The following is a 21,102-nucleotide window of genomic DNA, read 5'->3' as shown; positions in this document are numbered from 1 at the left end:
TTAATTTAGGAAACAGCCATTTGGAGTAAATGGATTAACCATAAATGAGCGGGGTAAAAAATATAAAAAACATATTTTAATTGATGACTATATTTACCAATTTGACCATTATAAAAATGCAGCAAGGGAATAATCAATAGGAAGAAAGGTTCACTGGCATTGACCGCAATCGTATCAAAAATTAAAGCTGGGGTAAAATCAACGGCTGCTGAAAGCGCCAGTGGAACTTCGAGAGCGGCCATACCAAAGGCTAATAATACGTACCATAAGTTACGGCGCTTAGGATTTTGATAAGTGAGCTGAGTGATAAATATAAATGGAATGACTAGAAAACTGCCTTCAATGATTGGGAAAAGGCTTAAAATGCCTAGGATAACAGCGCTGACCTTTAGTAGGCGCTGATTTTTGATGGTAGTGGCTTGGTTATCCCATAAGGCGATGACGGCAGCGCCTAAAGCTAACGTTAAAAAGATGTTATCGCCTAAAATAGCTAGATGGTTACTAGGTGTCAAGATAAATTGGTTCATTAGGAAATTTCCTAAAGCCATGAAAGCACTCCAACCGAATAGCCGTAAAATATATTGGCGGCGACTATGGGTGTAATGCATCCCCTCCACAAGTAAATAGCCAAAACCCACGGCCACGACTCGGGTTATAATATGGAAAACGTCGGCTAAGTAAGGGGAGATAAAAAAACCAATGTGATCTAAGACCATCAAGGCCATTAAGAGTAGTTTGAAAGCCTCACGGTTAAGACCTGGCTTAGCATTGTCTGCGATATAATTATTAGTCATAAAAACTCCTTTAATTGAATTCGTTAAAGTTTATTATTCCTTAAATTATAATAATCGTAAATAGCTGTGACAAAACTGTTCGTTTGTTGTCATTTCATTTGTTTTTTAGAAATATAAGCTAATTAATGTCGGCAAATCATCAATGAAAAGTTATAATAAAAACAACTGAAATAAAAGTGAGGCGTTTAATTATGAGCCAAGATTATAAAAGTGTTTTTGATATTATCGGCCCAGTTATGGTAGGTCCTAGTAGTTCTCATACTGCTGGGGCTGCTAGAATTGGCAAAGTAATGCGTTTAATTTATGGGGCTGAACCAACTCAAGTAGATGTTTATTTTTATGAATCTTTTGCAACGACTTATAAAGGGCATCGTACAGATTATGCTTTAGTCGGTGGCTTATTAGAGATGGCGCCCAGCGATCAGCGATTATCCCACTCTTTAGAAATCGCAAAAGAAAAAGGTATTAAAATTAACTTTATCACAAAAACAGAAAAAGCGATGCACCCTAATACTGTTAAAGCGCATTTAATAAAAGATGACTATGAAATGGAAATCACTGGAATTTCTATCGGCGGCGGTGCTTTTCAAATTACTGAGATTGATGGCTTTAAAATTGAGTTCTCGTTGGAAATGCCGACTTTTTTAATTCGGCATAAAGATGTCCCTGGGGTTATTGCTGAGGTTACAAAGCTACTTTCAGATAACGATATCAATATCAGTACAATGACCGTCAACCGCCAAGACAAGGGCTGCATGGCATTTATGATTATTGAGGTAGATAGTTGTTCAGAACCAGAGATTGCCACCCAGCTACGGCATTTACCTAATGTCATTAATGCAAGATTTATTGAGCGCCGGTCATAATTTTTAATTGTAATTAATAACGTGACAATTTGAGCAAAGTCATGGTATAATGCCTCATAGATAATCTCAAAACTTTTGAAGTCTGGATCAGATAATGGGGTGTGTGATTTGTCTTATATTGTTAAAAAAAAGATTGCAGTGGCTGCCAAAGCACTGATTAGTCAAAAAGGTTTAGAAAAAGTGAGCGTAACCAATATTATGGCCACAGCTCAATTACGACGGCAAACTTTTTATGACTATTTTCAAGATAAATATGACTTATTAGTATGGCTTTACGAAGATGAAGTTTCTCAAGTTGTGGATGATAATTTAAATTATGAGCATTGGAGTAAAGTTTTATATCATCTTTGTGGCTATTTTGCCGATAATCGCGCTTTTTATTGTCAAGTATTTGAAAACCATGCCCAAAATGCACCGGGTTTGGCAATTGAAGCGCATACCCACCACTTGGTAGATTTAATTGTGACGGATATGGTGCAGACTCGAAAAATTGACATTAAAACGGCCTATCGGCACTTTTTAGTGAATTTTCTAACAAATGGGTTAGTCAGTGAGATCAAATGGTGGTTGGCAAATGAAGTAGAGATTGATGCAAAGGTGGAATTTAAAGCGGTGCAGCAAATTATTGAAGATACATTTAATGGTTTGTTGCTGCGAACTGCGCCGATTACACGATATGAACACCAAGAAATTTCCATTTAATGCCAGGCAAAACCAGTTACTTCAGCATTTAGTGCTGTTAACCAGTCTGGATCAACTAGTTTTAATAAGGTGACAGAAACACCGGACATATTATAGGCCGTTAAAAAGTTACCAACTTTTAACAGTTGCGGCTGAATCTGTTTTAATGTCAAAAGTTCACAGATATCGTGGGCAAAAATGAATTGGTCCATTAATGGCAAGGCGCCCAGGCCGTTTACTAAAACGGCGCAATGATCATTAGCGATCAACGGGGCAGTCTGTAAAAGCTTATTCACTAATTCTCGGGCTAATAAGTCAGCGCTATGAAAAACTTCTTTGCGGTAGCCAGCTTCACCGTGAATACCGACACCATAAGCAACTTCATTCGAAGCGAGCTCAAACGAAGGGGCCTGTTGATCTGGTAATTCACTGCCGGTAAAGGCAGCACTTAAGGTACATAAGTTGGCATTAACCGCTTTACCTAACGATACTAGTGTTTCTAGTGTCGCTTTTTTTTCGGCCGCATAGCCTAGAATTTTATGAACAAACACTGTACCGGCCACCCCTCGCCGGCGGAGATTTAAAGTGTCTGGATTTACAGAACGGTCATCATCTACAATAACGAGGCCTACTTGATAGCCTTTAGCGATGAGTTGTTTTTGGGCCTGTTTAAAATTATGCAAGTCGGCAATAAAATTTTTGATGATAAAAACTACGGGCTTTTGTATTTTGAAAAATTCGACGGTTGCCACAATGGCTTCAGGCGTTGGTGGTGTAAAAGGGGCGCCTAAAATAGCTGCGTCTAATAAATTTGGCCCTAAATAGCCAACATCCAATGGTTCATGGCCGCTGCCGCCACCGGAGATCAGCCGTGTTTGCCGATTTAAATGAGGGTAGACTACGGCGTTGACATGGGGTACTTTGACCAGTTGTGGATAGGCTTTTAAAATGCCTGCTAACATTTCTTGGACAACGGTTTGCGGTTGATTAATGAGTTTTTTCAAGAAATCACGACCTTTATTGGTAAATAAAAATCCTCTTGTGGCAGATGCAGCAGGGCATCGATCCAAGAGGATTTTTGAATATTTATAAATGATTTAACGACTGATAAAACGATGTCTTAAAGGTTAGTGCCTTATTCAGCATCATAAGCTTCTTGGAATAGTTGAATGATTTCTTCTTTGGTACCTTTACGTGGATTTGAAAAGGCATTGCCATCTTTTAAGGCATTTTCAGCCATTAATGGGAAATCTTCAGGTTTAGCACCGATTGCTTTGATACTCTTTGGAATACCAACATCTTCAGCTAATTGTTTCATCGCTTTGATAGCTAAATCAGCAGCGTCCCGTGTGGATAGGCCTTCTGTATTTTCGCCCATGATTTCAGCTAATTCTGCAAAACGTTCAGGGCAAGCGATAATGTTATATTTTTCAACAACTGGTAATAATAACGCACAGCAGACACCATGTGGAGCATCATATTGACCGCCTAATTGGTGCGCCATCGCGTGAACATAACCTAAGTCAGCGTTGTTAAAGGCCATCCCAGCTAACATTTCTGCTTCCACCATCTTTGTCCGAGCTTCAACGTTATGGCCATTAGCAACGGCTTCACGTAAGCTGGTTTGAATCAATTTGATGGCTTGAATACATTGACTGTCTGTAATAGCGTTGCGGTTTGTAGAAACATAAGGTTCAACTGCTTGAACAAAGGCATCCATCCCAGTGGCAGCTGTTAAACTCTTAGGTACGTCAAGCATCAACATTGGATCATTAAATGAAACCAATGGGATGTTGCGCCAAGAAACAACAACAAATTTCAAATGGGTTGCTTCATTTGTAATAACACAATGCCGTGTTAATTCTGAACCAGTTCCGGCAGTGGTATTAACAGCCAGTAGTGGTGGTAATGGGTTATCTAATGTTTCGATACCGGCTAATTTAGTAATATCGTCACCATTTGTCAAAATGATACCGGTCCCTTTACCAGTATCGTGGGCAGAACCGCCACCTACTGTGATGATACTGTCACAATTTTCTTTTTCATATAAGGCTTTTGCTTCCTTGATATTACGAACTTTAGGATTAGGTTCAACACCATTGTAGATAACATAGTCTACGTTTGCAGCCTTTAAAGAAGCAATCGTTTGTTCTACGGCACCATTATGTAGACCTTCAAGAAATTTATCAGTTACAACTAATGGCCGTTTCATATTTAGCATTTTAGCGCGAGCACCAATTTTTTCAATAACGTTCGGGCCAAAGAAGTTAACGCTTGGCATTAAGAAGTCAAAATTTTCTTTCATCATTATCAATCCTTTATGTTTGATAATTTTAGTATACGTTGGATATGTGAAGAAAATAAGGGACAAAAGTTAAATTTTGTCCGATAGAATTGTGACGGCTATTTGATGATACTAAAATAGCCACATTAACTTGTACCTTTATAGGTAAGCAATGTGGCTATCTAACTAATATTCACTAAGGGCGTGTGTTAATGAAGCTTTAATGTTTAAAGAAAATCTTCTCTGACTGGGTTAAAGGAGTCAATGAGTTGACTGTCGTCTTCCAACGGGATGCAACCGTGTTCGTAATTACTAGGGAAGTAGATACTATCGCCAACATGTACTTCTTGGACGTCTGTATGATCAGGGTATTTGATGGCAAATTTAAAAGCACCTTTTAAAACATAGGTTGTTTGCACGTGTGCATGTTTGTGAAATGGAATTGTGGCATCTGATGCTAAACCATGTTCAAAAATAACCAGGGTATTCATCAAGCCATCACCGTAAGCTAGATTTTTGCGCAGTGTATTGTCATCAACACGACCAAGTTCTGTTTCGTTTCCTTTAAAAAACATAAATATCATCCTCACTTTATAGCACAATTTACTTGTATCTATAAAGTATAAGACAAATGTAAAAATTTAGGAAATTTAGAAAAAAAGACTGTACAGTTGTTGCAAATATATCGTGTATATCCGAAACGACAGGAGTACAATTGAACTAGTTTATACAAAAGAAGGGAGTATTTCACTCAGTGTTACATGTACTTCAACAGCTATACGGTCCATTTTTTGATCCCCAGGCATGGCAAGAGATTCTGACGTCATGGTCTTCATGGTCAATTATTATCTCTTTAATTTTATTGGAGTGTTTATTATCTGTTGATAATGCCGTTGTTTTAGCGGCACAAACCCAAAGTTTACCGACACCAAAACAGCAGACCGAAGCGTTATTATATGGCTTATGGGGTTCTTATATTTTAAGATTTCTCATGATTGGCTTAGGAACTTTCATGATTCATATGTGGGAAGTTAAGTTGATTGGTTCGTTGTATTTAATGTATCTCGTAATTAGTTTCTTCTATAAGCGACATAAACACGAGTCGGAACAAACTGTAAAAACTAAGAAAAATGCTAAATTTTGGCCTACTGTTTTACAGATGGTGTTTATGGATGCTATTTTTTCTGTAGACTCCATTTTAGCAGCACTGGCCGTATCCACAAATGCAATTATCGTCTTAATTGGTGGCTTAGTTGGGATCTTGGTAATGCGGGGCATTGCAGAGATTATTATTAAATTAATGAAAAAGATCCCAGAATTGGAACCAATGGCTTACTTTTTAATTGCGATTATTGCGATTAAATTATTTTTGACGATTCCTCAAATTGGGATTGAAATGCCACCTAGTGCTTTTGTTGTCATCTTAGTTGCTGCGGTGGGAATAACCTTGTTAATTCACTATATTCGAGTAAAAAAACAAATACCAGAACATAAATAAGCAAAGAAATAGAGCTCAGATCAAAAGTTGAAATTGATCTGAGCTCTATATTTATCTCATTTTTTATTAAGCATGCATTGCAATACGTCTTAAAGCTTGATGTTTAAAATCAGGCAAAGCATAGCGATCGAAGAAAGCGGTCATTGGACCTTGCGCAAAGAAAGCCCAAACTGTCCCAAAGCCGACAGAAATTAGATGACCTTGATTTAAAAGGACCATGATAATTGTTAAAACGACGGGAATTGCAAAACTAACAATCTGTGCTTTAACAGCATTGCCTTTGAAATAATAAAATCTCAAGGTAAATGCTAAGTCATCATAGGGATGCAAAATTAAATTGGCCCGTTGATAAAGTGAGACTGCAAAAGCGATTCCGGTTAAACCAACAATATCCAAAATGATCATTAAGGCAATCCAAGTGATGTCATTGGGTACAATGGCATGAAGTTTTGGTAAAACGATTTGCCAGAATGGTACAAAAAATTGAATAAGGTAGCTAAACGGAACAACGAACAAAAGGTTACGGAAAAATCGACCAATATCTTTTTCAGGTGACAGTTTAAAGTTCACTAAGCCCACAAGACAACTCATGATTAACATGGTTGTACCGTTGAAATGGTTTAAAAAGGCCAAATCATTGGTTTGGAAAATAGCGCCTAAAATGTTTAATGAAGAAGCGGACCAGATTGTGGCCCCTAACTTGGTAGAGATAGTGAGTGCTTGACAGATACCTGAAAGTAGCAGAGAAATAAGGAGCATTGCTAAACGATAAGTGATTGATTTTTTCATTAAGATGTCGGAACGGCGTCAGTCAGTCAATGACTAAAGGCAGATCCTAAGTCTCCTTTCGTGAGTCTACAGACTCGGTTTATTTTTTTATCAAGGGGCAACTTATAAATCCAGTGATTCAGAACTTTTCAGAGATGTGTTTCATAAATTGTAATAAATGAAAGCTAATTTCAGAAAAATTTTAAAATCAATTAATTTCTAAAAGCCTATATCTTGTCTATGTATCTATCATAGCACATAAAATGACGGTTTTGGGGATAAACCTAAAAAAAATTTAGGAAAATAAAAATTTTTTGTGTTTTTGATACCGAAAATTTTCAATAAAACGTTTTCATAATAAAGTAACAAAAAAATATTCTAAATGCTAGTTTAATAGAAATCTGACATTTAGAATATTATAGAATATAATTATTTTTTATTATAGAATGCTTCAAAAGTTTTCACAATTTTTGCATTTTTACTAGAGTGATCTTGAAATTTTACAACTGGTTTTAGATCAGCAACATTATTTTTAACTTCCTTTGTTGCATAAACTAAAACATTTCGAGTACCAAATTTAGTCTGTACAATTGCCAAATTACCAGGTTTAGGCTGCCCCGTTGTTTTGCTCGTAATCCGCCATTTGTAAACCTTATCCGTCTTTAAATACCATTCGCCATCTGGTGAATCTTTACGAATGTGTAAACCCATCAATACATTATCTGCCATTTTAACACCTCGTTTGGTTCTATTGATAATTATCCCTTATTAAAGGATACCATTTTTTGAAAGTATTAAGCTAGAAAATCAGATTTTATTCACAGAAATTCTGAATTTTAGGTATCTGTAAATCGAATACTGACCCAAATGCTGGCAATAAGTCTAGATCATCGGTGGCGTTAACCGTTGATTAGCAGTTGGCAGGGTGTAAATCATAAAATCATCTCTATTATCACTTTGAAATTAATCATTTTCAGTATCCGCCGATTTTTAGATTTTTAGAAAATTAGCATTTATTTTTATCATAAAATTGAGTTAAACTCTAACACAGCGAACTAAAGTGTGGTAGGCTTTAATTATGGTTTTGTCTTATTAAACTATAATTAAAGATATATTAATTACAAAGGATAGGTATTATGATTCAAATTATTAGTACGGTTGTTTTTATGATTTTATTAGCCTATCATGGCTTTTTAAATTTGGAAATGGCGCGCAAAAAAACCGCAATTGTCATTCAAAAGCTGCATTACAATATTCAAACGATGACAACTGAAGACCAAGAGAAGCTGACAATACAGCAACGTTCCATTGCCAAACAGCTATCGGAAACCTCTATTCGACGGGTTAAGCGGGCATATCGTTTTTTACAGTTTAATTATTATGGTGTGGTAGATATTATTGCCGTAATTTTACTTATTTTGGGTCAAGGATTAGCGCAAGGCTGGCTGGTGGCGTTGGCATTCTTATTGTTAATTATCGGCTGTATTATGTTAACCTACTGCTTATTGATTAATGCCGCAATGAAACGTTATCTGGAGGCTATGGAATCGCATTTAAATAGTTAGACTTTTGAGAATCATTGGTAGCGGCGATTTTCCAATCAATAAGCTCATACAAGTAACACAAATAAAAAAACCAAATCAAAATTAATTTTTTGATTTGGTTTTTTTAATTTAAGCCGTAAAACTTATAATCCCGCATCATGCAAACGTTCCAAAATAGCAGCCTTCAGCGCTGGATTATTTTCCAAAGTTGGCAAAAAAACAGCATTCGGATGAAAGTCTCTGATCCTGTCTTCTATCTTGTGGACGAGGCGGCCATCTGTCAAAAATAGCGGCTGAACTAGAATATAATTCACAATATTAGGCGCAACTTCTTGGACTTGGTGGGGACCTACATAATTTGCGCAAATCACTGGTGTATGCAATGCGGTCTGCAGTTTTTGACCAATGACTTGCAACTCGTCAAACGGCTCTGTAAAGTGTTTAGTCCCATGGGCAACTAGCAAAATGGAACGATTCACATAATGCTTAGTGGCGGTATAAAGCTGTTCTCTTAAAAAAGCAAAGACAGCCTCAGTTGTACCTAAAGGTGCCAACATTTGATAGGTTAACTCTGGGCGACAAATTGCCGCTAAGCGTTTAGGGATATCCCAAAGGACATGGGTTGCTGGGAATAAAAGAACCGGGATAACGATAAGGTGGCTGACTTTTTCTTGCAGTGCTAATGCCTGCGCTTCTAGTGTTTGCGTGTCGCCTTCCAAAAAGCCGATCGCCTGTGGCATGTCATATCGAGCTTGGATGGAATAGATTAAATTTAAATTCGCCGATGGGATTTTATCCCGGCGTCCGTGAAGGACATATAAGATACCAGTTGTCATAGCCATACTTCCTTTGAGCAATTAATTATTTTATACGCATCTCTGGTGTTAATTTTACCAGATATTCATCCAAAATATCTTGAAAATATTGATTTTCTTGACGTGAATAATAATTATAAAAGTTTTCATTATCAATTTTATGATTTTGGTAGTCTGATAAAATCGCAGTCAATGCATCAGCTAACTGTATTTGTGAAACTTTTCCTTTTAATGGTATAGCGAAATGACCGCCGTTTAATAAACTGCCGCCAACCGATAATTTGTATGCTTCCACACGTTCACCCATTAAAGTTTTACCCGTTGTACCTTCGATCCCAATATCCGCAATAGCACGATGGGCACAGCCGTTACCACAGCCAGTCAGCGTAATTCGTGGGGGATTACTGAAATTGAAGCGGTCGTCTAAAGTGTGAAACAATGGTTCAAAAAGTTCTTTTGTATGGGCGTTAGCGAGGTTGCAATACTCTGCACCGGTGCAAGTAGTGCCCATGCTCATCAATGTCTGATCGGTGGCGCTGAATTTTTGCAAAATTGGACTGGCTTGAATCGCTGCTAAGTCGGCTTGCGCCAACCAAGGAATGATCAAATCTTGATTGTGGTCTAAGCGCAGTTCATTGTGACCATATTGGGCAGCTAAAGCAACGAATGCTTTAAAGTCTTCAGCGGCTAAATGGCCAGAAGGGATGCCGATACCTAAATAGTAAAAACCGGCTTGTCGCTGGGGATGCAGGCCAAGTGCAGTACCGTTAGACCAGCCGATGACTTCATCATGACCAGCAGTGAGCAAATCAGGCATCAGTGCGCGTAATTTGGTCTCAAATTTAGCAACGCCCCAATCCTTGATCAAGAATTTCAAGCGCGCATGGCTGCGGTTACGGCGGTAGCCATAGTCTCGGTAAAGACTGACAACGGCTTCAGATACATCAGCAACTTGTTCCGGGCGGACAAAGATATCCATAGCTAAGCCTAAGAACGGCATTGCCCCAAGACCACCACCAATTTTAACGTTAAAGCCTTGAATTTTACCATTATCAGTCAGCTTTGTTGCAGGGGTAAATGCAAGATCGTTGATCTCAGCATTGCCAGCGTTGAATAAATTACTATTGATCGAAATTTTCATTTTCCGAGGTAAATTAGAGTAGTCACGATTGCCTTGAAAACGCTGATTGACTTGGTCAACAAGGGGCTGGGTATCAAATAATTCATTGCGATCAATGTCAGCTAGAGGATTGCCAATGACATTGCGGGTAATATCGCCTTCAGCACCAGTTGTTGTTAGGCCTACGTTTTCAATGCCTGCAAAAATTTCAGGTAATTTGGCAAAGGGGATCCAGTGGTATTGGACAGATTGGCGGGTGGTTAAATCAATATAGCCATGGCCGTAAGTTTCAGCGATTTTGGCTAAGTGAGTTGCTTGTGCAACCGTTAAAATACCACCGGGAACTTTGATACGCATCATAAAGTTGCCGGCATCTTGGGGCTTTTGTACGGTTAAGCCGGCATATTTAAAGTACATGTAATAGCTTTTGTCGATCTCTGGAAAGGGTTTTTTGATGAGGTCTGGAAGCATTTTAAAAACATCCAAACCATCTGTTTTGAGTTTACTAGTTTCATTCTTGTTAATTTTTTCATTTGTCCATGTTGCTTGATAGCTCATAAATTTGCCTCATTTCTGTGAGTTTACAGCAGTATTAAAATAATTATTTACGCAATCAATATAATTGTATCACTGAGATCAAGCTTTGAAGCGTAAAACTATTATATTCTGTAATAGTTACGATTAATAAATATAATAGACCGTTTGACATTAATTTGAAACACTGCTATGATGGTGGCAACAAAAATCGTTCAGAAAAGGGGTGTGCCTGGTGTTGAAAAGTGAATTTAGAGTTTTAACGACAGTGTCACACCCATATACCAATAATTTTACAGCGTCATATTGCTGTTGTTGATTCTTATACTTTAAGGAATCAGCATTTTTTGGTGCAGTTTAGTTTTATGTGAACTAGGCGATAAATCTCAAATTTACTGACTCCTAATGTTATGAATGGCTAATTGTAGACATTTCATCAAATTGTATAGGAGTCTTTTTTTATGGCAAAAAAAATTAATCTAAAATCCATCATATATTCATATAATTATTGTAAAACAAAGTTATATTGTCAGTTCGTAGGATTATCACTCAGTGGGGTGCGGGGGCGATGTTGTTTTTAGTGCAAGTATCGCTGACTGAAGTATTTTGTAGCACCGAACTAAGAAGGTGATTATTGATTTAACACGTATAGACGAACTTAGATGAGAGGATGAATTTTCATGAATTGCCGGCAATTACACATTGGTATTTTGAATTTAATGCATCATAAAATAAATACAAATCATGATTTTCAACAGATTTTAACACGCTATCCGGAATACGATGTTCAATTACATTTTTATTATCCAAGACACTATTATGATGGTCGAGAGATCCCGACGGCGGTTTTAAAGCAGCTGCAGCCGTTAGACTTAGCGGAAGTTTCAAAACTAGATGCGTTTATTATTACAGGATCCCCCATCGAACAGTTGCCGTTTGAGGATGTTACTTATATTCATGAGATTCAAGCGCTTTTAAAGGTATTGGAAAAAGTACCGCAGCGGCTGTACTTCTGCTGGGGAGCAATGGTGGCGTTGCATGAGTTGTATCAAATTGGCAAGCACGATTTACCGCAAAAGATTTTTGGGGCTTATCCGCATCAGATTTTAACAGAGGCGCCAATTTTATCAGGGTTAACCAATGGCTTTATTGCACCCCATGCCCGTTACGCTGAATCTAATATTTGGGATATTGAAGCCCATCCGGAACTCGTTGAAGTGGCTAAAAGCCGTACAGACAATTTATTTTTAATTCAAAATCAGCAAGGTAATGAAAATTTCTTATTTTCTCATTTAGAATATGGTGGTTCTGGACTAGCAGATGAATATCAGCGAGAAGTTACCGCACACCCAGAGCGACATTACGCTAAACCCCATGCCACAGCAGCTTCTGTTCTGACTTTAGAACGGGAAGCTTTCCCATGGCAGCACACACAACAGCAATTTTTTAAGAATTGGTTGCAACAAATTCAAACAAATTAACGGAGGTTTTAACATGGTCAAAGCAAATCAAACAATTACAGAATTAATCGGTAATACACCATTATTAAAATTAAATAAAGTAGTACCCGCAGGTGCGGCAGATGTTTACGTAAAATTGGAATTTTTCAATCCGGGCAGTTCTATTAAAGACCGAATTGCACTAGCTATGATCGAAACGGCAGAAAAAGATGGCCGCTTAAAACCAGGGGCAACGATTATTGAACCAACTTCTGGCAATACCGGAATCGGTTTAGCTTTAGTAGCGGCGGCCAAGGGTTATCATTTGATTATCGTGATGCCGGAAACAATGAGTTTGGAACGGCGTCAATTGATGCAAGGTTACGGCGCAGAATTAATTTTGACACCAGGGGCTGATGGCATGCCTGGCGCAATCGCCACTGCTAAAAAGTTGGCTGAAGAAAAAGATTACTTCCTACCATTACAATTCAATAATCCAGCAAATCCTAATATCCACGAACAAACGACTGGTCCAGAAATTATTGCGGCTTTTGATGGCCAGACGCCAGATGCTTTTGTAGCTGGGGTAGGTACTGGTGGCACGTTAACTGGTGTTGGCCGGGCATTGCGCAAAGTAAATCCAGAAGTCGCAATTTATGCTTTAGAAGCGGCAGAATCACCCGTTCTAAAGGAAGGTCACGGTGGCAAGCATAAGATTCAAGGGATCAGTGCTGGTTTTGTGCCTGATGTTTTGGATACGAAGTTATATGATGATATCATGGAAGTTACTAGTGAGCAGGCGATTGCGACAGTTCGAGAAGTTGCTCAAAAAGAAGGGTTCTTGCCAGGGATTTCTGCTGGTGCCAATATTTTTGGGGCCATTGAAATTGCCAAAAAATTAGGACAAGGTAAAGCAGTCGTGACCGTTGCGCCAGATAATGGGGAACGTTATTTGTCCACGAAGATATTTGATAAAGCGTAAATAACTGGAATAATAAACAAGAAAGATTAGGCAAATTAACTTTTGACCTAGTCTTTTTTATTGGCCAGCGGATAACTACCTATTAATAGGCAGAGAATAAAAATTTTTTAGCATGCTCAAAAAATGTCTAATTATGGTAAAATTTAGGTATTAATCCTGCTATAAAAAATGGAGCTGTTACAAGGGGGATACGGATGTAACGTGGCGACTCGAATAGCAGCAAGATTATTTAGGGGGAATTAATACTGAAAACACAAGCAAATTCAAAACGGCTCGCTATTTTAGTGGTGACGTTACTTATTTTAGTTGGTTTAAATATGCGTACGGGGTTAACGATTGTACCGCCAGTTTTAAGTAATATTCAACATAGTTTGAATTTACCAGGCTGGTTTTTGGGGAGTTTAACGACGATCCCGTTGCTTTGCTTTACGGCTGTATCGCCTTTTGTGGATCGTCTGCGGCAAAAATTTGGTTTGATTCGAATCTTGAGTATTGCCTTGTTGGTTTTAGCGGCAGGTTTTTTTATCCGGGTCTACTCATTTGAACTATTATTGTTGGGTACATTATTAGTTGGTGCCGGTATTGCTGTCTTAAATGTTTTGGCACCAGCGATAGTTTCAACATTTTTCCCGAATAAAATAGGGGTGATGACCAGCGTCTATTCTTTGTCGATGACAATTTTCAGTGCCGTTTCAGCAGGGATTAGCGCACCAGTGGCCTCCCAAATTGGTTGGCAGACTATGTTTCAAGTACTGGTCTTCTTCCCAATTTTAACGGGGTTAGTGGCTTTAGCAACGAAACGTTACCAGGCTGCTGCACCTAAGACAGCCCAGGCCACAACTACCGAAGTACCCAATGCTAATGTTTGGAAGCAAAAGACAAGTTGGTTTATGACGGGCTACATGGGTATCCAATCCTTATTATTTTATACAATTTTAACTTGGCTGCCCCAGATTTTAGTGGATCATGGCCTGAGTCAAAATACCAGCAGCCTGTTATTAGGGGTGATGCAGCTGGCGGCAGTGCCAATGTCTTATTTAATTCCAATTATCGCTGGACATCGGCAGCGGCAGGCGCCGTTAATGTTAATGACCGGTTTATTATTCTTGATAGGGTTAGGCAGCTTGTTAATTCCAGGGACCTCCATTGGCTTAGGCATTTTTAGCTGTATCTTTTTAGGTTTTGCAACAAACTCTGGCTTTAATATGTCCATGATTTTATTTTCTTTAAAATCTCGGAATTTGTCAGAAACTGTGGCGGTTTCAGGGATGGCGCAGTCGATGGGTTATCTGATTGCTGCAGTCGGCCCTATTGCAGCTAGCATGCTGTACAGTCAATGGCACAGCTGGGGATTTATCATCGGCCTGTTAATGGTGATGGCTTTATTAATGTTAAGCTTTGGGTTGTTATTAGATCGACATCAATATTTTTTTGAATAAATTTAGGTAAATAAATAAAAACTAAAAAATATTTAGTTTAATTGTACAAAATTTAGTTTCACAATCTAGATATTGTTAAATCACGAATTAAAGCGCTACCATTGAGCAAAAAGTACTGAGTTAATTGAAAAATGGCTTAATCTTAGCAAAATAATTCGTTATATCGTGAAAAAGTCGAACTGACTTAAAAAATCAGTTCGACTTTTTTTGTGTTTTTTGGATAAAAAACAAAACAAATTTTTAGGTATTTATCTGTATTCAAACAGATTTTGAGGATTTTAAGCGGATGAAACCCGCAGCACATAAGGGTTATCCCTAATATTAACAAAGCAAATAAATATTTTTTAGGTAGACTTCATTTTTTTAAGTGAAGGTGTTATACTCATAAGTGAAGATATTAACAAAAAACTTTGAAATCGTTTTCCCGTTTGATACAGAAGGAGGAGAAACATGTTACTAATTGGTAATGGTTATCTGGTTACACGTTCAGCAGTAAATAGTTTTATTAAAGGCGGTTGCGTCGCTCTTGATGGTAAAAAGGTCAAGGAAGTTGGCACCACTGATGATTTACGTAAGAAGTACCCAGATGCTGAATTTATCGATGCCAAAAACGGTGTGATCATGCCTGGCTTTGTTAACATGCATAATCACATTTATAGCACTTTCGCTCGGGGATTATCTATTAATGGTTATCACCCTGAAAACTTCTTGGATATTTTAAAAGGTCAATGGTTCCGGTTAGACAACGAATTAGATAACAAGATGACCTTAGCAAGTGGTCGTGTTGCTTATCTAGACAGTATTAAAAATGGTGTAACAACAATGTTTGATCACCATGCAAGTTACGGCGAAGTTGATGGCAGTTTAGATGCTTTGAGCCAAGCTGCTGATGAAATGGGCGTTCGGACTTGTCTCTGCTATGAAGTTTCAGATAGAAATGGCGAAGCACAAATGAAAGCTTCAGTTGCTGAAAATGCACGGTTCATTAAAGCGGTTGCACAACGTAATGATGATATGCAACACGCAATGATGGGGATGCATGCTTCCTTTACATTATCTGACGAAACTTTGGAATATGCAAAGAGTTTCACACCTGAAGGCATTGGTTACCATATACATATTGCTGAAGGGATTTCAGATGTTACGGATTCATTACAACGTTGCGGACAACCCGTTGTTGATCGTCTCTACAATGCAGGTATCTTAGGCAAACAAACAATGGCTGGCCACTGTATCCACATCGGCCCTTCAGAAATGCAACTTCTAAAAGACACTGAAACAATGGTCGTTACAAACCCTGAATCAAACATGGGGAATGCGGTTGGCACACCAGCAGCAATGACAATGATGAATAAATATGGCTTAACAGTTGGCTTGGGTACAGACGGCTTCACAAATGATTTAACAGAATCTTATAAGTTTGCCAACTTAATCCATAAAGACCACTTAGCAGATCCAAATGCTGCTTGGGGTGAAGTACCAACAATGTTATTTGAAAATAACCCTAAGATGGCAAATCATTACTTCCAAACAAAACTTGGTGTTTTAGAACCAGATGCTGCTGCTGACGTTATCGTCTTAGATTACAGCGCACCAACACCAATTACAGCTGACAATATTAACTCTCATATCTTATTCGGTATGAACGGCGGCAACGTACGTGACACGATCATTGGTGGTGAAGTTCGGATGCGTAATCGTGAACTTCAAGGTATCGATGAAGCAGCTGTCTATGCTGATGCACAAGTTCAAGCCCAAAGACTTTGGGACAACATTAATAAATAAGGGGTGTAAACATGAGTGATATTATGCGTCCGATTTCAATCGAAGCATTACTAGAATGGATCTTAGAAGAATACAAACGAAACGGTACAATCTTCGGTGTTCGCAAATTTTTCCAAGCTGATCCAAACAAAAAAATCTCACTATTTGGGGAAGAAATGGAAACACCAGTTGGCCCGGCCGCTGGTCCACATACCCAATTAGCACAAAATATTATTGCAGCTTACTTAACAGGTTCTCGTTTCTTCGAAGTTAAGACAGTTCAAATTATTGATGGCGAAAACTTACCTGTTGAAAAGCCATGTATCAACGCCCGTGACGAAGCTTACAACGTTGAATGGTCTACAGAATTACGTGTTCCAGATGCATTTGAAGAATATGCTAAAGCATGGTTCGTCTTAAAATTATTGAGCCGTGAATTAAACTTAGGCAGTCCTGATGGCTTCATCTTCAACATGAGTGTTGGCTATGATCTAAAAGGCATTAAGTCTGAAAAAGTTCAAAACTATATTGATAGTATGCAAGATGCTTCCAAACAACCCGTTTGGGAAGAATGCATGACAGCTGCTAAGAAATTATTGCCAAGATTCACAAGAATTAATGAAAAATATTTGGCATCTATTAGCCCTAGAGTTTCTCATTCTATTACATTATCTACTTTACATGGTTGTCCTGCAGATGAAATTGAAAAAATTGCATCTCATTTAATCCATGAAAAGCATTTAAATACATTCATTAAATGTAACCCAACTTTATTAGGTTACGATTATGCGCGTAAAGTTGTGGACGAATTAGGTTATGATTACATGTCCTTTGATGACCATCACTTTACTGAAGATCTTCAATTTGAAGATGCTGTACCAATGATCCAACGGTTACAAGCTTTAGCTGATGACGAACAAGTCAGCTTTGGTGTGAAGATTACCAATACATTCCCTGTAGAAATCAAGCAAAATGAATTACCAGGCGATGAAATGTACATGTCCGGCCGTTCATTGTTCCCATTGAGTATTGCAGTTGCTAAGAAATTATCAGATGCTTTCCATGGCAAATTACAAATTTCTTATTCTGGTGGGGCAGATGTTTTCAACGTTAAAGACATCTTTGAAGCAGGTATTTGGCCAATCACTTTTGCAACAACACTCTTAAAACCAGGTGCTTATCAACGGATTACCCAAATTGCAAATGTTGTTAGCACATTAGATTATCCAACGCACGTTCAATTGAAATTAGATAAATTAACAGAATTAGTTAAAAAAGCTAATGAACAAGCATTATATCAAAAATCTGTTAAATTACCAGTAACACCAAAGATCGCTGAAAAATTACCATTATTAGATTGCTACACAGCACCATGTCGTGGTACTGGTGGTTGTCCAATTAACCAAGATGTTCCTGCTTACTTACGTTACGTCAGCGAAGGCAAGTATTTGGATGCTTTACAAGTTATCGTAGACAAAAACCCATTGCCATTTATTACTGGGACAATTTGTGCTCACCCATGTGAAACAAAATGTACCCGTCAATTTTATGAAGGTGCCATTGATATCCGCGGCGTGAAATTAGAAGCTGCAGAACATGCTTATGATGAATTATTAGCAACAATGGAAAAACCAACACCTGTTAAAGATGCACCTAAGACAGCAGTTGTCGGCGGCGGCCCTGCAGGGATCTCTGCTGGTTACTTGTTAGCTCGCGAAGGCATGCCAGTAACTGTCTTTGATAAAGCTGATGAACCTGGTGGTGTTTGTACACAAATCGTTCCAGAATTCCGGTTATCTGCACAAAGCGTTAAAAATGATGTTGGCTTAGCCAAATTCATGGGTGCCGAATTCAAAAACGGTCAAGCTGCACCAAGCTTAGACGAATTACACAAACAAGGTTACGAAAACGTTGTTTATGCAATTGGTGCTTGGCGTCATAATAACTTACGTTTAACAAAAGGTTCTGCAATCAATTCCTTGGAATTCTTAAAAGCGAACCGTGAAAATACTGAAATCAATCCTTATGGTGAAAACATTGTCGTTGTCGGCGGTGGGAATACTGCAATGGATTGTGCCAGAGCTGCAAAACGCTTACCTGGTGTCAAACAAGTTTCTCTTGTTTACCGTCGTAACAAACGGAACATGCCTGCTGACGAAGAAGAATTGATTTTTGCAATGGATGATGGTGTGAACTTCTTAGAATTATTATCACCAATCAGCCTTGAAAACAACGAATTAACTTGCGAAATCATGGAACTTGGCGAACGCGATGCTTCTGGTCGTCGGGCACCAAAAGGCACTGGTAAATTCCAAAAAGTCGCTGCAGACACAGTTATTTCTGCAGTCGGTGAAAAGATTGATACTGAATTCTACCAAAGCATTGGTATTGAAACAGACGAAAAAGGTTATGTTAAATCTAACCCAATGACTTTAGAAACAAACTTGCCTAAGACTTATGTTATTGGGGATGCAAACCGCGGCCCAGCAACAATTGTTGAAGCAATTGCAGATGCAACAAAAGCTGCAAACAACATCTGCGGCGAAGTTAACGGCGAAGTTCACAATAAGAACTTTGAAACAGACAACCAAAACATCAACTTAGCAGAACCTCGTGCAAAACGTGGCAACTTGATTACACCAGATTGTGATACAACACAAGCCGGTCGTTGTCTAGAATGTTCTACAGTTTGTGAATCATGTGTTGATGTATGTCCTAACCGTGCCAATATCGTCGTTAATGTTAACGGCAATCCACAAATCATGCACATCGATCGTATGTGTAATGAATGTGGGAACTGCGAAACATTCTGCCCATACTCTAGCGCACCTTATAAAGATAAATTCACGCTATTCAATAGTAAAGAAGATTTCAACAACAGTACAAACCAAGGCTTCTACGTTATCGATGCAGCTAAGAAAGAATGCTTAGTTCGTTACGATCACCAAGAAAAGACAATTCGTTTAACAGAAACAATTGTTGACATTCCAAACGGCCTATTAGACTTAATGGAAACTGTTATTGATGATTACAGCTACTGCTTAGCAGATTAGGATTTATGATATAAAAGGAGAATAAAAAGGATGGCACTTTTAATTCGAGGCGGTACAGTCGTCTCTACCAATGGTCAACGGCAATTAGATGTCCGAATCGACGGTGAAAAAATCGTTGAGATGGGCGTTGACCTACCGCAAAAAGATTCTGAAATCGTGGACGCAGATGGCTGCTTCCTCTTCCCCGGGTTTATTGATACGCATACCCATATGGAATTGGATAATGGCCCCGGCACTTTAAACGTTTCAGATGAATTCCCAACAGCAAGTGTTGCGGCAGTTGCGAAGGGCACGACGACTGTAATGGATATGGCAACACCACAAAAGGGACATAGCTTACAAGATTGCCTAGATACTTGGAATCGTTTATCCAAGGACAAAACATCTTGTGACTATACATTCCACATGTCCGTGATTGAATGGTCCGATAATATGGCTGAACAAATTAAAGCAATGGCAGCCAAGGGCATCACTTCTTTCAAAATGTATATGGCTTATGATAATTTACGCGTCAGTGACGATGGCATTTATGAAGCTATGAAAGCCATCAAAGCTGTCCATGGCATGTTGGGGATTCACTGTGAAAACGGGGATCTTGTCAATGCATTGCAGCAGGAATATCTTGCTGCCGGGTGCTACGCGCCAAAATATCATCCCATTACCCGCCCGAACATCCTAGAAGCTGAAGCAATTGAGCGTTACTTAACCATTGCAGCTTTGGCGGATCTTCCGGTCAATATTGTACATCTTAGCACTAAAGAATCTTTGGAAGTTGTCCGTGCAGCGCGTAAACGTGGTCAAAAGGTATTCGTGGAAAGTTGTCCACAGTATTTCTTCTTAGATGACCGGCTTTACGACTTGCCAGACTTTGAAAGTGCCAAATATATCTGCTCACCACCACTTAGAAAACCTGCAGATATTGCAGCTTTGTGGACTGGGTTGGAGAACGGTGAGATTGATACGATGGGTACCGACCATTGTGCGTTCAACTTTAAGAATCAAAAAGTTGTTGGCAAAGATAACTTTACAAAGATTCCTGGCGGCATGCCTGGGGTGGAAACCCGCGGTGAGTTAATGTACACCGCCGGGGTTGCCGGTGGCAAAATCACCCCAGAACAGTTCGTCGGACTGATGTCAGAACACGCCGCACACCAATTTGGGATGTATCCTCAAAAAGGGGTCATTCAAACCGGTAGTGATGCAGACATCGTTGTCTGGGATCCAAAAGCACAAAACGTAATTTCCGCAAAGACACAATTGTCAAACGTTGATTACACTGCCTATGAAGGATTCAAGACACAAGGGGCTGCTCATCAAGTTTATCTGAGAGGTCAAAAGGTTGCTGAAGACGGCAAACTACTCAAAGGTCAACAAGGTCAGTTTATTGCCCGTCATGAAAGTGAATATAATTTCAACAAATGAATTATAGATCAAAAACAAAAAACTAAGGAGGATTTTTAATTGGCTGAACTTAAAATTATCAAAAACCAATTATCAAAAACAGACGACAAACATCTTGAT

At 38.7% G+C, this 21,102-nt stretch carries 18 protein-coding genes; 10 read left to right on the top strand and 8 right to left on the bottom strand.

Annotated elements, in window-relative coordinates; all coding sequences use genetic code 11:
- Positions 1-5 precede the first annotated feature (5 nt).
- Positions 6-794 carry a TraX family protein gene (locus EKM93_RS02315; RefSeq protein WP_125712658.1) on the bottom strand — a complete coding sequence of 263 codons (789 nt, stop codon included), beginning with the start codon at positions 792-794 and terminating at the stop codon, positions 6-8.
- 191 nt (positions 795-985) lie between these two features.
- Between EKM93_RS02315 and sdaAB the strand changes: the two genes are divergently transcribed.
- Together sdaAB and dhaS are read left to right on the top strand one after the other, a co-directional pair.
- Positions 986-1,660 (top strand): L-serine ammonia-lyase, iron-sulfur-dependent subunit beta, encoded by a 675-nt coding sequence (gene sdaAB, locus EKM93_RS02310; protein WP_125712656.1) that lies wholly within the window; start codon positions 986-988, stop codon positions 1,658-1,660.
- A 108-nt stretch (positions 1,661-1,768) separates the two neighbouring features.
- Positions 1,769-2,362, top strand: a complete 594-nt coding sequence (gene dhaS, locus EKM93_RS02305; RefSeq protein ID WP_164506963.1) for a dihydroxyacetone kinase transcriptional activator DhaS — start codon at positions 1,769-1,771, stop codon at positions 2,360-2,362.
- Here the strand turns inward: dhaS and EKM93_RS02300 are convergent.
- From EKM93_RS02300 to EKM93_RS02290, 3 genes are all read right to left on the bottom strand, one after another.
- Positions 2,359-3,345: a dihydroxyacetone kinase subunit DhaK gene (locus EKM93_RS02300; protein ID WP_125712653.1), complete on the bottom strand. Its 987-nt coding sequence runs from the start codon at positions 3,343-3,345 to the stop codon at positions 2,359-2,361. The two genes, dhaS and EKM93_RS02300, sit on opposite strands and share 4 nt — an antisense overlap.
- A gap of 131 nt (positions 3,346-3,476) precedes the next feature.
- Entirely contained in the window at positions 3,477-4,646 is a 1,170-nt protein-coding gene (locus EKM93_RS02295) for an iron-containing alcohol dehydrogenase (RefSeq protein ID WP_125712873.1), read from the bottom strand.
- A gap of 206 nt (positions 4,647-4,852) precedes the next feature.
- Positions 4,853-5,200, bottom strand: coding sequence for a cupin domain-containing protein (locus EKM93_RS02290; RefSeq protein WP_125712651.1), 348 nt, complete (start codon positions 5,198-5,200; stop codon positions 4,853-4,855).
- Between the two features lie 179 nt (positions 5,201-5,379).
- Between EKM93_RS02290 and EKM93_RS02285 the strand changes: the two genes are divergently transcribed.
- A complete protein-coding gene (locus EKM93_RS02285) occupies positions 5,380-6,123 on the top strand; it encodes a DUF475 domain-containing protein (protein WP_125712649.1) in 744 nt (247 codons plus the stop codon).
- Positions 6,124-6,189: 66 nt separating this feature from the next.
- Here EKM93_RS02285 and EKM93_RS02280 read toward each other — a convergent pair whose 3' ends face one another.
- A complete protein-coding gene (locus EKM93_RS02280; RefSeq protein ID WP_125712647.1) occupies positions 6,190-6,912 on the bottom strand; it encodes a hypothetical protein in 723 nt (240 codons plus the stop codon).
- Between the two features lie 408 nt (positions 6,913-7,320).
- Positions 7,321-7,620 (bottom strand): DUF5839 family protein, encoded by a 300-nt coding sequence (locus tag EKM93_RS02275; RefSeq protein ID WP_125712645.1) that lies wholly within the window; start codon positions 7,618-7,620, stop codon positions 7,321-7,323.
- Positions 7,621-8,027: 407 nt separating this feature from the next.
- Between EKM93_RS02275 and EKM93_RS02270 the strand changes: the two genes are divergently transcribed.
- Positions 8,028-8,456 (top strand): hypothetical protein, encoded by a 429-nt coding sequence (locus EKM93_RS02270; protein ID WP_125712643.1) that lies wholly within the window; start codon positions 8,028-8,030, stop codon positions 8,454-8,456.
- A gap of 122 nt (positions 8,457-8,578) precedes the next feature.
- On the opposite strand, the gene EKM93_RS02265 is transcribed toward EKM93_RS02270, so the two are convergent.
- On the bottom strand, positions 8,579-9,271 hold the full coding sequence (locus tag EKM93_RS02265; protein ID WP_125712641.1) for a sirohydrochlorin chelatase: 693 nt from the start codon (positions 9,269-9,271) through the stop codon (positions 8,579-8,581).
- Between the two features lie 25 nt (positions 9,272-9,296).
- A complete protein-coding gene (locus EKM93_RS02260; RefSeq protein WP_125712639.1) occupies positions 9,297-10,928 on the bottom strand; it encodes a nitrite/sulfite reductase in 1,632 nt (543 codons plus the stop codon).
- Positions 10,929-11,584: 656 nt separating this feature from the next.
- On the opposite strand from EKM93_RS02260, the gene EKM93_RS02255 reads away from it, so the two are divergent.
- From EKM93_RS02255 to hydA, 6 genes are all read left to right on the top strand, one after another.
- On the top strand, positions 11,585-12,385 hold the full coding sequence (locus EKM93_RS02255; RefSeq protein ID WP_125712637.1) for a homoserine O-acetyltransferase/O-succinyltransferase family protein: 801 nt from the start codon (positions 11,585-11,587) through the stop codon (positions 12,383-12,385).
- A 13-nt stretch (positions 12,386-12,398) separates the two neighbouring features.
- Positions 12,399-13,325 carry a cysteine synthase A gene (gene cysK / locus EKM93_RS02250; RefSeq protein WP_125712635.1) on the top strand — a complete coding sequence of 309 codons (927 nt, stop codon included), beginning with the start codon at positions 12,399-12,401 and terminating at the stop codon, positions 13,323-13,325.
- Positions 13,326-13,609: 284 nt separating this feature from the next.
- On the top strand, positions 13,610-14,764 hold the full coding sequence (locus tag EKM93_RS02245; protein ID WP_404799797.1) for an MFS transporter: 1,155 nt from the start codon (positions 13,610-13,612) through the stop codon (positions 14,762-14,764).
- A gap of 450 nt (positions 14,765-15,214) precedes the next feature.
- On the top strand, positions 15,215-16,549 hold the full coding sequence (gene ssnA, locus EKM93_RS02240; protein ID WP_125712633.1) for a putative aminohydrolase SsnA: 1,335 nt from the start codon (positions 15,215-15,217) through the stop codon (positions 16,547-16,549).
- An 11-nt stretch (positions 16,550-16,560) separates the two neighbouring features.
- The gene (gene ygfK / locus EKM93_RS02235; protein WP_125712631.1) at positions 16,561-19,581 is read left to right on the top strand and encodes a putative selenate reductase subunit YgfK; all 3,021 of its coding nucleotides are present in this window, start codon (positions 16,561-16,563) and stop codon (positions 19,579-19,581) included.
- 30 nt (positions 19,582-19,611) lie between these two features.
- The gene (hydA, locus tag EKM93_RS02230; RefSeq protein WP_125712629.1) at positions 19,612-21,003 is read left to right on the top strand and encodes a dihydropyrimidinase; all 1,392 of its coding nucleotides are present in this window, start codon (positions 19,612-19,614) and stop codon (positions 21,001-21,003) included.
- Positions 21,004-21,102: the final 99 nt, after the last annotated feature.

It is taken from the genome of Agrilactobacillus yilanensis (assembly GCF_003946725.1).
In the GTDB taxonomy this organism is placed as follows: domain Bacteria; phylum Bacillota; class Bacilli; order Lactobacillales; family Lactobacillaceae; genus Agrilactobacillus; species Agrilactobacillus yilanensis.
The sequence above is the reverse complement of the archived record's forward strand: the minus strand, read 5'-3'. Positions and strand labels throughout refer to the sequence as shown.

Excerpts from the sequence above, each read along its gene's own strand:
- EKM93_RS02275 (WP_125712645.1), bottom strand. The coding sequence starts at position 7,620 with ATGGCAGATAATGTATTGATGGGTTTACACATTCGTAAAGATTCACCA.
- EKM93_RS02280 (WP_125712647.1), bottom strand. The coding sequence starts at position 6,912 with ATGAAAAAATCAATCACTTATCGTTTAGCAATGCTCCTTATTTCTCTG.
- EKM93_RS02290 (WP_125712651.1), bottom strand. The coding sequence starts at position 5,200 with ATGTTTTTTAAAGGAAACGAAACAGAACTTGGTCGTGTTGATGACAAT.
- sdaAB (WP_125712656.1), top strand. The coding sequence starts at position 986 with ATGAGCCAAGATTATAAAAGTGTTTTTGATATTATCGGCCCAGTTATG.
- hydA (WP_125712629.1), top strand. The coding sequence starts at position 19,612 with ATGGCACTTTTAATTCGAGGCGGTACAGTCGTCTCTACCAATGGTCAA.
- EKM93_RS02270 (WP_125712643.1), top strand. The coding sequence starts at position 8,028 with ATGATTCAAATTATTAGTACGGTTGTTTTTATGATTTTATTAGCCTAT.
- EKM93_RS02265 (WP_125712641.1), bottom strand. The coding sequence starts at position 9,271 with ATGACAACTGGTATCTTATATGTCCTTCACGGACGCCGGGATAAAATC.
- ssnA (WP_125712633.1), top strand. The coding sequence starts at position 15,215 with ATGTTACTAATTGGTAATGGTTATCTGGTTACACGTTCAGCAGTAAAT.
- ygfK (WP_125712631.1), top strand. The coding sequence starts at position 16,561 with ATGAGTGATATTATGCGTCCGATTTCAATCGAAGCATTACTAGAATGG.
- EKM93_RS02315 (WP_125712658.1), bottom strand. The coding sequence starts at position 794 with ATGACTAATAATTATATCGCAGACAATGCTAAGCCAGGTCTTAACCGT.
- EKM93_RS02260 (WP_125712639.1), bottom strand. The coding sequence starts at position 10,928 with ATGAGCTATCAAGCAACATGGACAAATGAAAAAATTAACAAGAATGAA.
- cysK (WP_125712635.1), top strand. The coding sequence starts at position 12,399 with ATGGTCAAAGCAAATCAAACAATTACAGAATTAATCGGTAATACACCA.
- EKM93_RS02295 (WP_125712873.1), bottom strand. The coding sequence starts at position 4,646 with ATGAAAGAAAATTTTGACTTCTTAATGCCAAGCGTTAACTTCTTTGGC.
- EKM93_RS02255 (WP_125712637.1), top strand. The coding sequence starts at position 11,585 with ATGAATTGCCGGCAATTACACATTGGTATTTTGAATTTAATGCATCAT.